At 63.3% G+C, this 14456-nt stretch carries 14 protein-coding genes and 1 pseudogene; 4 read left to right on the top strand and 11 right to left on the bottom strand.

From position 1 onward, the window contains the following. Positions 1-52: 52 nt before the first annotated feature. Positions 53-1006 (top strand): LacI family DNA-binding transcriptional regulator, encoded by a 954-nt coding sequence (locus tag BJI69_RS07020; RefSeq protein WP_052767001.1) that lies wholly within the window; start codon positions 53-55, stop codon positions 1004-1006. 68 nt (positions 1007-1074) lie between these two features. Then, positions 1075-1224, top strand: a complete 150-nt coding sequence (locus BJI69_RS23140) for a pentapeptide repeat-containing protein (RefSeq protein WP_425477397.1) — start codon at positions 1075-1077, stop codon at positions 1222-1224. Positions 1225-1655: 431 nt separating this feature from the next. On the opposite strand, the pseudogene BJI69_RS23145 reads toward BJI69_RS23140, so the two are convergent. The 3 genes and pseudogenes from BJI69_RS23145 to BJI69_RS07035 all read right to left on the bottom strand — a co-directional run. Further along, positions 1656-1763, bottom strand: a pseudogene (locus BJI69_RS23145) (hypothetical protein); the annotation flags it as partial. Positions 1764-1854: 91 nt separating this feature from the next. After that, a complete protein-coding gene (locus BJI69_RS07030; RefSeq protein WP_046965897.1) occupies positions 1855-3264 on the bottom strand; it encodes an amidase in 1410 nt (469 codons plus the stop codon). A gap of 120 nt (positions 3265-3384) precedes the next feature. Beyond that, positions 3385-4164 carry an RNA polymerase sigma factor gene (locus tag BJI69_RS07035; protein WP_046965898.1) on the bottom strand — a complete coding sequence of 260 codons (780 nt, stop codon included), beginning with the start codon at positions 4162-4164 and terminating at the stop codon, positions 3385-3387. A 56-nt stretch (positions 4165-4220) separates the two neighbouring features. On the opposite strand from BJI69_RS07035, the gene BJI69_RS07040 reads away from it, so the two are divergent. Continuing rightward, positions 4221-4814 (top strand): ATP-dependent Clp protease proteolytic subunit, encoded by a 594-nt coding sequence (locus BJI69_RS07040; protein WP_046965899.1) that lies wholly within the window; start codon positions 4221-4223, stop codon positions 4812-4814. Between the two features lie 66 nt (positions 4815-4880). Here BJI69_RS07040 and BJI69_RS07045 read toward each other — a convergent pair whose 3' ends face one another. From BJI69_RS07045 to BJI69_RS07080, 8 genes are all read right to left on the bottom strand, one after another. Beyond that, positions 4881-5168 (bottom strand): DUF1330 domain-containing protein, encoded by a 288-nt coding sequence (locus BJI69_RS07045; protein WP_046965900.1) that lies wholly within the window; start codon positions 5166-5168, stop codon positions 4881-4883. A 39-nt stretch (positions 5169-5207) separates the two neighbouring features. After that, positions 5208-5942 carry an SDR family oxidoreductase gene (locus BJI69_RS07050; protein WP_046965901.1) on the bottom strand — a complete coding sequence of 245 codons (735 nt, stop codon included), beginning with the start codon at positions 5940-5942 and terminating at the stop codon, positions 5208-5210. Positions 5943-6068: 126 nt separating this feature from the next. After that, positions 6069-8276 (bottom strand): YfhO family protein, encoded by a 2208-nt coding sequence (locus BJI69_RS07055; RefSeq protein ID WP_046965902.1) that lies wholly within the window; start codon positions 8274-8276, stop codon positions 6069-6071. A 51-nt stretch (positions 8277-8327) separates the two neighbouring features. After that, entirely contained in the window at positions 8328-9008 is a 681-nt protein-coding gene (locus tag BJI69_RS07060) for a type 1 glutamine amidotransferase domain-containing protein (RefSeq protein ID WP_046965903.1), read from the bottom strand. A gap of 97 nt (positions 9009-9105) precedes the next feature. Then, entirely contained in the window at positions 9106-9714 is a 609-nt protein-coding gene (locus BJI69_RS07065) for a TetR/AcrR family transcriptional regulator (RefSeq protein WP_046965904.1), read from the bottom strand. A 60-nt stretch (positions 9715-9774) separates the two neighbouring features. Beyond that, on the bottom strand, positions 9775-11190 hold the full coding sequence (locus BJI69_RS07070) for an NAD-dependent succinate-semialdehyde dehydrogenase (protein ID WP_046965905.1): 1416 nt from the start codon (positions 11188-11190) through the stop codon (positions 9775-9777). A gap of 70 nt (positions 11191-11260) precedes the next feature. After that, positions 11261-12685, bottom strand: coding sequence for a DUF2867 domain-containing protein (locus tag BJI69_RS07075; RefSeq protein WP_046965906.1), 1425 nt, complete (start codon positions 12683-12685; stop codon positions 11261-11263). Between the two features lie 28 nt (positions 12686-12713). Beyond that, positions 12714-13034 (bottom strand): metalloregulator ArsR/SmtB family transcription factor, encoded by a 321-nt coding sequence (locus tag BJI69_RS07080; RefSeq protein ID WP_046965907.1) that lies wholly within the window; start codon positions 13032-13034, stop codon positions 12714-12716. A gap of 191 nt (positions 13035-13225) precedes the next feature. Here BJI69_RS07080 and BJI69_RS07085 point away from each other — a divergent pair, with 191 nt between their 5' ends. Then, entirely contained in the window at positions 13226-13720 is a 495-nt protein-coding gene (locus BJI69_RS07085; RefSeq protein WP_046965908.1) for a hypothetical protein, read from the top strand. Positions 13721-14456 lie beyond the last annotated feature (736 nt).

Here is a 14456-nt window from a genome sequence, read left to right on the forward strand (position 1 = left end):
TGGCGCACCACGCGCGCACGCCTCTTCCACCGCCGTCGCGCGCCTTGCGGGGGTGTCGCAGTCGACCGTCTCCCGCGTGTTCAGCGCAGGCGCCGCCGTGTCCGCGGACGTGCGCGAACGTGTACTCAAGGCGGCCGCGGAATTGCATTACAAGCCGAATGCCTTGCCTGCGATCCTGCAGACGGGCCGATCGGGCATCGTCGCGGTCGTCGTCGGTGGCTTCTACAATCCGTTCTTCACCGAGTTCCTGCGCTGCGTCACGTCCCTGCTTCGCGAACGCCGGATCGAGACCATGCTCGTCGATACGAGCAGCGACGATAACCTCGACGACATCGTGGGCGAGTTGTCGCGATACCGGATCGACGGGGTGATCAGCGCCCTGGCCATTCGCTCGACGCGCGTGGCGCGGAAGCTGGAAGGCGCAGGCATCCCTATCGTCGCGGTGAACTCGAAGAAGTTCGGCAACCTGCGCACGGTGTCCACCGACAATCGCTCCGCGGGCGCCCTGGCGGCGGATCTCCTCATCGATGGTGGTTGCCGCACCCTGGCGTATCTCGCCGGTCGCGAAAGTACCGCACAGACCGAGCGCCAGCGTGGCTTCCTCAAGCGGATCAACGATAGGCAAGTGGCCCCGCCGCAGCACGTCGTTGCGGGCTTCAGCTACGAGGAAGGGTATGCGGCGGCTCTCGAACTGCTGTCGTCCGGGAGTCGTCCGGATGGCATCTTTTGCGTGAACGACCTGGTTGCCATTGGCGCGCTGGACGCGATTCGCATCGAGTTCGGCTTATCCGTTCCTGGCGATATCCAGGTCGTCGGCTTCGACGATATCCCCATGGCCGGGTGGCGCGGGCCTGACCTGACGACGTTTCATCAGGATATGGATGCGCTTGCCCTGGGTAGCGTGACCCTTCTCGCCGAGGCGGCGCCGAGCCGGCCGATCGTCATTCCGCCGCGGCTGGTGTTGCGGGGAACGACGCGGCCACGCGACGTTGCGGTCACGCCTTAACGGCTTTCTTCTGCGCCGGTGTTTTTTTCGGCGCTGCTTTCATCGGCGCTGCTTTCATCGGTGCGGCTTTGATTGGTGCGGCTTTGATTGGTGCCGCTTTGATTGGTGCCGCTTTGATTGGTGCCGCTTTGATTGGTGCCGCTTTGATTGGTGCCGCTTTGATCGGTGTCGCTTTCGCTGGCTTCGCCACCTGCGGCAGCAGCCCGGCCGCCCGGTAGCTGTCGACCACGGAGTCATAAAGCGACATGTCCGTCCGGCTGCGCGCGATGAGTTGTGCACCCGCGATGGCGGTGTAGATCGCACGAGCGCGTTGATCGGCACCTTCGGGTACGGCGATGTTTGCCGCTTTCAACACCTTGCTCAGCCAGGCGATGTTGATGTCAGCAAAGGAGAGGACTTCCGTCTTCACTACCGACGGTAGATCTTCGACTTCGGCGGCCAGGAAACTGGCGAGGCACAGGCGATTGTCACTGTGCAGTGTCGTGCGGAACATATCCGGATAGCGGTCGAGCGCGACAAGCGGGTCACCGGCTTCAGCAAGCATGGCGTCCAGGCCTGCCGCCGTGTCTTCCCAGTAACGTCGTGCGACGGCGGCACCGAGATCGGCCTTGCTCGCGAAGTGGTAGTAAATACTGGCGCCCTTGATACCTACGTCGGCCGCAAGGTCGCGGAAATTCAGGCCACCGTAGCCGTGCAATTGCGCGGCGAGACGGGCCGCCTCGAGGATCGCTTCCTTCGCATTCGCACTCATTGCCATGGCCTCGCCGCCGTTTCGGAATGAAACGAGCTACGGGGCATTGTAAGTACTCCGGCGCTACCTGCCAATCGACAGGTAGCGTATGGCGTCTTCAGAGGGACGGATGCAGGTCACGAACCGGGCTGACCGATTCCAGGAGGGAGGCCAGATACAGCAGGGTCGACTCGGCCTGCCACTTGGCGACCAGCTGGATGCCGATCGGCATGCCGTCGTGGCTGGTACCGAACCGTAACGTCAGGCCGGGAAGTCCCGTTATGTTGAGCGGGACGGTCGAGCCCATCAGATACGTGGCGTCCACGGTCTGGCCGTTGATGCTGAACTCGGGGATGCCGTGCTTCTGCGCCGGCAGCGGCTGGACGGGTGTAAGCAAGGCGTCGTAACGCTGGAAGTACTCGGCAAAACCGTCTCGCAGGCGGTCGGCAGCCTGTTCGGCATCGATGAAATCCTTCATCGACGTATCCGGCAAGGCCAGCATGGTCTTCGCCATCAGGTAGAGCTCGTCGTCGCGCCGGCCGGCTGTCGCTTCCTCGAAGGCTGGCTTCATTTCCATGACGTGGAGGCGGCTGAACACATCGAGCGCGAAGTCCCTCTCGAGAGCCGGGATACGCACCTCTTCGACGATGACGCCCGTGCCATGCAGCGCCTCCGCAGCGGCGCGAACCGTCGCCGTTACTTCGGGATCGATCGGCCCGAAGCCCGGTTCGACCAGCCAACCCACGCGTAATGGACCGGCAGGCGAGGTACCGACACCGTTGTCGAAGGCGATCGTGCTCGTCGCAAATGCATCCGAGCCGTCGGGACCGACCATCAGCGAATACGCCAGCGCGATATCGCGGACGCTGTGCGCCATGGGGCCGACATGCCAGAAGCGGCGTGGCGCACGCGGCCAGATGCCCGTCATCGGGATACGACCGTGGGTCGGCTTGAGCGAGGTGATGCCGGTTTGTGCCGCCGGTCCGCGAATGGAAATGGCCAGGTCCGTACCCAGGCCCAGCGGCGACATGCCTGCCGCGATCGCGGCGGACTCGCCACCACTGGATCCACCGGGCGTGCGCTCGAGGTTCCATGGGTTGTTCGTACGACCGGTAAGCAGGTTGTCGCTCTCGATCCAGTAAGAGAACTCGGGAAGATTCGTCTTCGCCAGCAGGATCGCCCCGGCGTCCTTCAGGCGGGCGACGCTCGTGGCGTCAGCCTCCGGGATGCGTCCCTTGAAGATCGGTGAGCCTCGCTGGGTCAGCACGCCGGCGGTATCGATGGAATCCTTGGCGGTGAATGGAACACCGTGAAGCGGAGCGAGGTCAGCGCCGGCCATGACCTCGCGCTCGGCGGCTTTGGCGGCATCGAGCGCGTCGTCCGCGAGGGAGACGATGGCGTTGACCCTCGGGTTGGTGGCTTCGATCCGGTCGAGGTGCGCTTGCATGACTTCGACGGGGGAGAGTTCGCGGCGGCGGATCAGGGCGGCCAGTGCGGTGGCGTCGAAACGGGTGATTTCAGAGGTCATGTCGGTATCTACCTGTCAAGTGTTAGGTAGATACTGCGCTGAAGTCTTGGCGTCGTCAACCCCTACCTGTCAGTTGACAGGTAATTGGTACATCGGCGGATTCTCAAGGGTCCTTGCCACTCAGACGAGTTCGACGCTGGCCTCGCCGAGCGGTATCCACGTGGCCGGGCCATCGCCCGCCTGGATGCGCAGGGCCATCTGGTCGCCAACCTGCACCCATGCAGTGGTCGGGACCGTCGCTCCGAAGCCGCGATCCGTGGCCCTTCCCATGGCAGCCATCGACTGTGGCGCGGCGGTCCGCACCAGGGTCGCCAGTGCGGCCGTCTCGTGCCTGATGACCGCCTGCTGACACAGGGCGAATAACGCAGCCCGGTCCTCATCGTCGAGACTATCCGGCGGAACGGCGCGATCGAGGCGGCCAGCCATGCGATGAAGCCGTTGACGCGATGCAAGCTCGCTGCATCCTGCGAGGGCGCCAAGCTCCGCATGGCTGAAACCGAAAAGCTCGTAAAGCAGCCATGCCGCGACATCGTCGGCCGGCAGGTGATGCACCAGGGTGAGCAAGGCTTCGTCCACGCGCTGGGCCTGGACCGCCAGATAGTCCGGCTGGTCACCGCCCCATGCCAGGGCGCCATCGCCCGCCACCCGTGTCAGCACGGCCTGGTAGCGCGCCTGACGACGCAACTGATCGAAGCACAGATGGCGGAGCACCGTGACGAGCCAGGCTTCCCGGCCGGAGGCCGAGTCGGGTAAGACGCGATCCGCGGTACGCAGGTAAACGTCGTGGAGGGCATCTTCAGCCGCGCTGCCGTCACCAAGCCAATGCCCGGCCAGTCCGATCAGACGCCGGCGAAGAGTGCCGTCAACGGCGAGAGGATGTTCCTGTGCAGGGGATGTCACGTTTATGGCGGCTCGTTCGTATAGGAAATGAACCTACCACACTGGAGTGAGCCCCAATGTTTACCAATGAGAAGGAAAGCGCCCCGCGCCCTGCGCACAACAGCGCGTTTCTGGAAGAGAAAACCTTCCGCGCCCGCACCGTGATGGTCTTTGGTACGGTCACCGATGCGATGGCTTCGGAAACGGTGCGCCGCCTGCTCGCCCTCGATGCCGAATCGCACGAGCCGATCGACATGATCGTGTCATCGCCCGGCGGTCACCTCGAATCGGGTGACGTGATCCATGACGCGGTGCGCTTCATCTCCTCGCCCGTGAACATGATCGGCACCGGCTGGGTCGGCAGCGCTGCCAATCACCTGTATCTCGGTGCGCCGCGCGAACGTCGGTTCTGCCTGCCGCAGACCCGCTTCCTGATTCATCAGCCCAGTGGTGGTGCGGGCGGCGCGGCGAGCGATATCGCCATCCAGGCAAAGGAGATCCTGAAGGCACGCGAGCGTATCGCGGCCGTCATTGCACGTGAGAGTGGCCAGCCGATCGAACGTGTGCGTGAGGATATCGAGCGCGACAAGTGGATGTCGGCAGAAGAGGCCGTGGAGTACGGCCTGGTCTCAAGGATCATCGTCCGTCGCGACGAGATTCCGGGGCGCTGATCGCCAGAAGCCGCTGCCCGAATCGGCAGCGACTTCATTGTGAGGCTGTCGAATCGAAGCGGCGCCTTAGACCCCTTCGATCATGAACACCCGATACTCCGACCCCTTCAACCGATGCTCCTTCGCTTCGGTATAGGCGGGGCTGTTGTACCAGGCCAGGGCCTCTTCCTTGCTGGGAAAGCTCAGAATCACCGAGCCCTCGATCGCGCTACCTTCCAACGTCTGGATATCGCCGTAAAAGGCGAGTCGCGTTATGGGGTGACCCGCGCCGGCAGGCTTCGCCTTCTCGGCATACACCGCCATTTCCTCCGGGTCGGTAGTGCGCTCCCGCGTGAACACGACATAGGTCGTCATGATGTCGATGCCTCGATCTGTGATGAAGAGGGACCACCCTTACCAGGCGATCGTATCGCCGAGATAGGTGAAACTTCCCGTGGGGCCGTCGGCACCGAGCAAGGCCATGCCGACGCTGCTCTTCGCACCGGTCGGTACGTCGATCTCGCCCTCGCCACCGTTCATGTCGGTCTTGACGTAGCCGGGGTGCACGGCGTTGACCTTGACCTTCGTGTCGCGGAGCTCGTAAGCCAGCTGCACCGTCCAGGCGTTCACGGCGCTCTTCGAGACGTTGTAGGCCGGAACCTTGAAGTGATAGATCTTCGATTCCGGATCCAGGTGATTCGTGACCGAACCCAGCAGGCTGGACACGTTGACGATGCGGCCGGCTGGTGCGGCCTTGATCAGCGGAAGGAACGCCTGGGTGACTTCCACGACGGCGAAAACATTGGTGTCGAACGTCTCGCGCCAAACCTTGATGCTTTGTTCGGACGGTGCCTTGTCCATCGAGTCGAGCAGGATGCCCGCGTTATTGACGAGGATGTCGAGCCGGCCAAAACGCGACGTCACATCGGCGACAGCCTTCTGGATGCTCTCGGCATTCGTCACATCGAGCACGATGGACTCGACCGGCAGGCCCTCGTCTTTCAGTTTCTTTGCAGCCGCCTCGGCGCGGCCCGCATCGCGCCCGGCGAGAAGCGTAAGCACGCCCTGCTCGGCAAGCTGACGAACGGTTTCGGCGCCGATGCCACGGGTTGCGCCCGTGACCAGCGCGACTTTCTGGGTAGCATTCATTTCGTGTCCTTGATCCAGAGTTAGGTACAGGAAACCGCCAGGTCAGCGGTCGCTCTGAGTCGACATCGGGGTGGACCCGGAAAAATAAAGTGCCGGCTTACTGCCCGACGCGAGGCAGCATCCCGATTATTGCCACGCAGACGGGCGGCTTATCACTTCGCTGACCATCCGCCACGGCTGGTACGTGAAGGAGACGGTGTGATCGCCCGCGGGCACGCATACCGCGCTGACGATGCCGTCCGCCCGGTGATGGGGCACCTCCTGTCCATCGACCCGGGCGACCCAGCCTGGAAAATCCTCTTCCGATACCACGAGCCATCCGGAGGCTGCACCCGACGTCTTGATGTCGGTCTGCACATTGGTCGACTGCGACGATTGCACCTGGAGCTTTCCGGTACAGGCGCTCATATCGTGAGTAAGCAAGTCGGCGTCAGCCTGATCCCGTGGTGTAAAGATGAGCGTGCTGGCGAAGTCGGTGGAGGCAAAATCGACGGCCGACGGCACGGCGCCCGCGAGAAGTGCCACCGCCTTGCTCGGCGTAAGCACGCGGGGCAAGGCGGTCTGCTGGATGATCTCGGTCTTGTCGTCCGCGTAGATCCTTGCGGCGGACGAGCTACCTGCGGGCTGCACGATGTAGGCCACGCCGAGCAGGCGGTTCAGGGCGCTGGACGGATCCGCATTGTAGGGCGTGGTCGGGCGCGGACCATCCCCATCCGAGTACGGACCGTACCACCGGTCGAAAAGCACCCAGCGCAGCGGGCCGTACCCATTTACGGCGGGAAGATTGCGAAGTACGACGAGATTCTTCCATCCCGAGCCAAGACCGACCGCTTCGATGCGCGGAAGCAGCTGGCCCTGAGGCGTATCACGGATGCGCGACGCGATGAACGTCGCTGCCGGGTTTTCGCGGAATTTCTTTCCGCTGTCGCCACGCTGATTGAATTCGCCGTTGAGGTTGAAGCAACGGTAGTCGACGACCACGAGCAACACGAGAGCGAGCGCCAGGCGGCCAGCATCCCGTGAACGTCGCGCGTACCAAAGCACCGCGGCCGCCGTGATCGGCGCGACGATGCTTGCGGCCTGCCAGCCTTCGCCGGTCCCTCGCATCCCCGCGCTGGCGAGAAGCAGCCATGCCGTGGTGGCGGCGAGGATCCCCGTCCATCGGCGGCGGTCCGACAGGTCAATATGGGACGCGCCGAACGCGACGGCTGTCGCCAGCGCGACGATCAACAGGTACGCCGAATCCGAAGGACGCCGGAACTGCTTGATCCCCGGCAGCACGTGGTACAGCCAGCCGTAAACCGGCGTGTGGCCACCGAGCATGTAGAGGATCGCGGCGACGGCGGCCACGCCGAGAAACATGAGGTGGCGTCGCTGCACGGGTACGGCCCATGCCTTCTTCAGTCCGACGATCAGGAGCAGCGAGGGCAGCGCGCCGATGTAGAGGAAGGTTTCGATCGGGTCCACCGCACCCGTGTATTTGCCGCGCAGGCTTTGCAAGGCGTTCGGGTGGAACAGCGTGAGCAACGCCCGCCAGTCGACCGACATCGACGTCGCCGCCTCGAGCGGGAGCACCGGACGATTGGACACGGTGACGAAGGCGTAACTGAGTAGCAGTTGGGGCAGCGCCATGGCCAGGGCGACGATGCCAGCCAAGGCGCCGCCGCCGACCACCGTCCAGCGCAGGCGCGGCGTCAAGGATGACCAGCGGCCCATCGCGACACAGACGGCATACGGAACCAGCATCAGCCCGATGAGGTAGGTGAGTTGCACCGGCTCGACGAGGATGGCGCCAGCGGCGAGTCCCACGATGATTCCGCGCCCCGGGGTCGGCCCGTCGAAGAACCAGCGCAGCGCCAGCAGCGCGACGGGAAGGAAGCTGTAGGCGAGGACGATCGGCACGTATTGAATACGGGAAGCCGCGACGCCACCGGCCATGAAGACGATGGCGCCCAGCAGGGCGCCGACGTCCGTCGCCTTGAAGCGACGCATGAGGGCCATAAACGCGATGCCGCCCATCAATACGTGCAGCAGGGTGGCCCAGACGAACCACGTCATACCGGGGTCCGCACGCAGCAGCATCCAGGCCATGAGCAGGGGCGAGAACAGCATCGCCTGCGGATCCGCGATCTGCGGATAGCCGCCGAAGATCAGCGGGTTCCACCACGGGGCGAGACCTGTCCGAAGGCTGTGTACGTTGAAGTACACCATCGGGTAGAACTCGTTCATGGCGTCCCCGGGAAGGACGCGCAGGCCAAGCAGGAGCGGGAGGTTCAGCGCGGCCCAGGCAAAGACCAGCACGCCGACGAGGCGCGCGAACGAGCGTGATGGCATGAGGTCCGTTTCGAAGCAGCGAGATCCGCGCGACGCGCATTATTACCTAGATCAAGCGGCGAATCGCTTCATCAGTATCGTCGCCGCTTCCGATGACGAGGCCGGGTTCTGGCCGGTAATCAACAGCCCGTCGGTGACCACGTACGAGGCCCAGTCCGGCCCCTTCGAATAGATGCCGCCCTTGGCCTTCAGCTCGTCCTCGACCAGAAACGGGACGACCTTCGTGAGGCCGACGGCTTCCTCTTCGCTGTTGGTGAAACCGGCGACCTGCTTGCCTTCGACCAGTGGTCTGCCGTTGGATGCCTTGACGTGACGAAGCACGCCAGGTGCATGACACACCAGGGCCACCGGCTTGCCTGCTTCGATGAACGACTCGATCAGGGCGATGGAGTGCGTGTCCTCGGCGAGATCCCACAGCGGGCCATGACCACCCGGATAGAACACGGTGTCGAAGTCGGCCTGCGAAACGCTGTCGAGGCGGACGGTGGCGGCGAGCTGGGCGTTGGCGGCGGCGTCGGCTTCAAAGCGACGGGTGAGGTCGGTCTGGAACGATGGCTCGTTGCTCTTCGGATCCAGTGGCGGCTGGCCACCCTTGGGTGACGCGAGGACCACGTCGACGCCGGCGTCCTTGAACGTGTAATACGGGGCGGCAAGCTCTTCGAGCCAGAAGCCGGTCTTGCGGCCGGTGTTACCGAGCTGGTCATGGGAGGTCAGAACGATGAGAACTTTCATGGTGATTTCCTTGATTGCGGTTGAGTTAAGTAGACCGGTCGTCTAGTGAATGGGCCGAAAAAAAGCACTTCGGATGAAGTGCCGGATGCGGCGCCCCTCAGGACGGGATATGCAGCATGTTTCGCGTGGTGATCATCGCTTTATGGAACGGCTCGGTATCGCGGACGATCTTCACCATGACGCTTGCGCCGAGCCACAACTGATACAGGCTCTGCGCGATCGCAGGCGCTGGCTGGTCGATCGACAGCGACCCATCGGCCACCCCCGCCTCGATAGCCACCGACATGCGCTCCACGATCCCCGCGGTACCGCGCTTCATCGACGTGCGCATCGCCTCGGACAGATCCGCGACCTCGGCCCCAAGCTTCACCGCAAGGCATTTGCCCTGGCAGTTCTCGAAGGACTGGTTGTCCTCCCAGGCCTGGAAGTAGTTCGCCAGACGTTGCGCACCCGAGCCGCCTGCCTGCCGCAGCACACGGTCCATATCGGCGAAGTAATCCTCGAAATACGCCTCGAGCATGGCCTCGCCGAACGCTTCCTTGGAACCGAAGTAGTGATAGAACGAACCCTTCGGCACGCCCGCTGCGACCAGGATCTCGTTGAGCCCGACCGCCGAGAAGCCCTTGCCGCCCATGATGCGCTGGCCCGTCGCCAGGATTTTCTGGCGGACGTCGGAGGATTCGGTGGTGGCGGTGGCGGGACTCATGGGACGGACTATACATAGAATTAGACCGGTCGTCTACTCCTCGTTAATCCTGACCGTAAATCACTCGACTGTCTTCGTCCAGACAGCCTGGGCGTTGGTGAACTCGCGCAGCCCGAAGTGCGACAGCTCGCGTCCGTAGCCGCTCTTCTTCACGCCACCTACGGGAATCCTGGCGTTGGAGGCGCTGAAGCCATTGATGAACACACCACCCGTCTCCAGGCGCCGCGCAATGCGCTGCGCGCGGGCCGTGTCGGCCGTCCACAGATTGCCGCTGAGTCCGTAGTCGCTCGTGTTGGCCAGCTCGATGGCGTGTTCGACGTTGTCAGCGACGGTCATCGCCGCGACGGGGCCGAAGGTTTCCTCGTCGAAAGCCGTCATGCCCGGACCGACGTTACCCAGCACGGTCGGCTCGTAGAAATTACCCGGGCCTTCGACCTTCTTGCCGCCCAGAAGCAAGGACGCACCTTGCGCCAGGGTCCGCTCGACCTGGCTATGCAGCTCGTCCCTCAGGTCAGTCCGGGCCATGGGACCGAGTTTGTTCGACGGGTCGGTGGGGTCACCCATCGTCAGGGCTTTCACCGCTTCGACGAACTTGCGGGTGAATTCCGCAGCGATCGGTTTTTCCAGAATGAAGCGCTTGGCGGCCAGGCAAACCTGCCCCGTGTTCTGGAAACGCGCCTGGACCGCCGTCTCCACGGCAAGATCGATGTTTGCATCGGCCAGCACGATGAACGGATCGCTGCCGCCTAGTTCCAGCAAGCTCTTCTTGAGCACCTTCGCTGCCGTCGAGGCCACGGCGGCACCCGCGCGCATGCTTCCGGTCACCGTGACTGCAGCGACCCGCGGGTCCTCGATGACGCGTGCAACCGTCTCGTTGTCCGCATGCAGGTTGACGAAGAGACCCTTCGGAAAACCGGCGGTCTCGTAAGCCTGTTGCAATGCGTAGGCGGCACCCATGACGTTCGGCGCATGCTTGAGGATGAAACCGTTGCCCGAGAGCATGATCGGCCCCGAGGCCCGAATCGCCTGCCAGAGGGGGAAGTTCCACGGCATCACGCCGAGGATGCTGCCGATCGGAAGATATGACACATGCACCTGATCGTCCCCGTCGACCGGCACCGGTTCGTCGGCGAGAATCCCCGGGCCGTTCTCCGCGATCCAGTCCAGCGTGGCGGCGCATTTTTCAACCTCGGCACGGGAGTCGACGAGTGGTTTACCCATCTCGCTAGTGATGATCAGCGCGAGGGTTTCCAAACGGTCCCGCAGCGTGGACGCCAGGCGATGGTAGGCCGCCACCCGCTCGGCCATCGGCGTGGCGCGCCACTGGCGAAATGCCGACGCGTTCTCGTCGAGCATGCGCTCGACGTCATCGGCGGTCTGGTAGGGATACGCCGCGATAAACGTGTCGTCCGCCGGATTGCGGGAGATACCGCCGTCGGCGTAAGCATTCGCAGGATGATTCGAAGGTGAGGTCATGACAGGTTCCATGAGGGCGGGAAGCAGCTTCGAGACCTATTATGGAGATCTGAATGTGAGCGGTAAGGCGTTATCTCGCCACGTACCCACGGACACCGACCAAGCGCTGCGCTTCGTTCTGCAAGGCAAAGGCGTGCATCGCCGCGGCGCGCAGCATCAGTGGACTGATGTAGCGCCGATGCACCCGGTCGATCAAGCCCAGGTACACGTGGCCGAACGCGTTACGGCAACGCACGCGGGTTCCCAGCGTGATGTCGACGCGACCGTCGACGACACGCAGCGCCACGCACGAGCGAAACGACAGGTGCTTGTCGTCCGCGCCGAGCATCACCTGCGCGAAGCTGTCGCCGTCGTCGATCCGCTGGTCGAGCACCGGGAAACGTCCCGCGAAGACGTGCTTGTCGAGCGGCGCGAGCAAGGACGATACCGGGCAGGCGAGCGGCGAGCGGCGCAGTCCCAGCGGCGTGACCAGCAGATTGCGAAACGCCATCAGCCGCGACACGCTGCCTGGCGGGTGCTGCACGAAGGCGTCGAGCAGGTCGGCGAGCAGTACCGACGCGCGCGCATGGCGAGGCTGGCACTCCGCAAGCACGAGCCGGAAGCTGTCTTCGTGGTCGAAGTCGCCGGCGAACTGTTCGCGCAACAGCGAATCCGCATCCGGCGCGTCGAGCTCCACCACCGTCTGCCAACCTTCGGTGCGCGAGAGAAAACCACCGGCGTGGCCCCAGCCGGCGATCAACGCCCGAACCTTGCCCAACGTGCGCCGCGCGAAGCCGCACAGCGTGACCTGCAACGATCCCGGCGCGGCCTCGAGCGACAGCGACGCCGTCGGTACGTGCATGTGGTCGGTTGCCATGCCGTCGAGCAGGGCCTGCACGGCCTCTGGCAGCAACTCGGTCAGCGAGGGGATGCTCGCGCCGTCGTCGAGAACCACCCGACGTGCTTCCTCGGAGAGCTCGCCACCCAGCTCGTTCGTATGGCACGACAGGGCGAAGAACGCGGGATGACCCGAGCCCGCGCGCAGCGGCTGGAACTGGTGCCAGGTGCCCCCGCCGAAGCGGACGGTGAACAGCGAATCCGGCGGGATCTCCACGTGGCGCAGGGCGCGCAGGAAGTTCGCGGGGTCGTCGGCAAGCTGTACCGGCGTGGCGGTGCAGAAGCGCAGCAGAGCGCCGCTGCTTCCCGACACGGCCGTGAAGATGCGATGCCCGGCATGGCGGTGGAACGGATGTCCTTTAGAGCCGACCGCGAAGGTATACAGCGAGCTGGGGTCATCATGTTCGAAGTGGGTGCCGGCCAGTTTCGCCGAGGGCTCGTCGAGCTCATCCACGAACGCCACGTGCGCCCGCTGGCGTAACGACGAGGCGGCCACCAGCTGGCTCCCGGCGCCATGCCCTAACTGGGCGATGAGCGACACCTCGACCGGCGGTCCGCCGGCAACGGAGGGGATGCTGATGCTGGGGAACGATGCGACGGACTCGGCGTGCGATGACATGGCGATCCCTCTACCGATGGGGCGGGTGTCAGCCCGGCTGTTTCTTCGCGGAAAGCCTCTTCGACTCGCGCTTGAGCGGCTTGCCCACGGGGCAGATCTCGAAGGCGAAGCCGGTGAGCGTGTTGACCAGGCTGTCCCGGTTGAGCTGATAGACCACGAACTGGCCGCGCTTCTCGCTGGACACCAGACCCGCGCCCTCCAGCACGGAAAGGTGCCGCGAAATGGACGGTGCGCTCATGTCGAAGCGACTCGCGATCTCGCCGGCGGTCAGCTCGGTGGCGGACAGATAGGCGAGGATCTCGCGGCGTGGCCGGGAGGCGAGGGCTTCGAAGACCTTGTCGATGGCCATGGATAATTCGTTAATTAGCGAAGTTGCTAACTATCTAAACGCATCGGACCGGCTAAGTCAACACGGGGATCGGACTTTCCAATTGGCCCAGACTGCGTTGCGCTGTCGCGGTCGGTGCGGATGACTGAGTTATCCTTGGTCGCAAGGCCTATTCATCGCCAACGGGCAATGGTGTCGTTTAGGAGGGACCGATGGACGTCGGTAGAATGATGCGTGTCGGAGCGGCAGCATCCGTCGTGGCTATCGTTGGTTGCGGGACGATCGACCCTGCTCGGGTTCACCTTGCGGTGAACACCGCCGATGGGCAGTGCAAAACGACCTCGCACACGACTGAGGTACACGTCACCGTGCGAAACGACAGTCGCGCGGAACTCAAGCTGTCGATCGACTCGAGTGAGCATCAACCGCCGTATTCGCTCAACTGGCTCAGTTTCCAGATTTTGAATGAAGATGGTTCGAGAGACTGGGATCGTGCTACTGGGCACGGAAACATGGTGATAGACGCGTTGTCGATCGGCCCCGGTGACGCCACCGAACTTGCGATCCCATTCTACGAATTGAAGCCCGAGGATTATGCCAAGACATATGTCATCCAGTTTCAGGATCGGCGAGATCATAAATTCATGACGGACCCATTCAAGCTTTGCGATGTATCGGAGCCCGACAGACAGCTGCTGCCTCGATGAACACATACCATTTCATTCGCGGTGACTTCCTCGCCGTGGCTGGCTTTCCTATCCGACCGCACGGTATCGTCGCCTAAAGTTCACGGTCAGCAGTAGCTCGTCGATAAGCTGTCGTGCCACAGCACAACTCTGCGAGCACCTAGTCGCTAGTCCGCAATCACCTGTTGGGTTCTTTCGATAAGGTGCCGGCTGTGCGAGCTCCAAAGACGTCAGAATAGCGTGCCCTTCCTTCCGCACCGCCTTATTCATGCTCGAACATCCGGATGAATTGGGGACTTGCTCGAGGACTAAGAGCTCGTTTCCCGCATCGATCCAAGCAACGGACACAATGTTCAGGTACTTGCAGTCCGACTTGAGCGCGTGCTTAGTTTTAATCAGTTTGCTAACCGGGATCTCACGCGCCTTGCCGTTCGTTTCGACGGCGCGCCGGCCTTACTCAAGGTTCCCACCGCTTTCATCCGTCGATGCGCACTCGCGCGCGGCTCCAGCTTTGACACCGTAGACGCGTCGGTAAGCGAACCGAGTATGAGTTGGACAATTAGCCGTGTCTCTATAGAGTCCGGCGCCCACTCGCACAGCGGAAGGAGCACTAGAGACGACTGCCGGCTTAGTAAACTCTGGATCAAGGGCTCACCGCGCAGCACGGCCCGACGAGGTCACTGCTCCTGATCACGTGGACAGCGACAGCTTGAGACGATTCTGTCCCAGCACCCGCTTCTTTCAATGCCACTTTAAG

The organism is Luteibacter rhizovicinus DSM 16549, from assembly GCF_001887595.1.
In the GTDB taxonomy this organism is placed as follows: domain Bacteria; phylum Pseudomonadota; class Gammaproteobacteria; order Xanthomonadales; family Rhodanobacteraceae; genus Luteibacter; species Luteibacter rhizovicinus.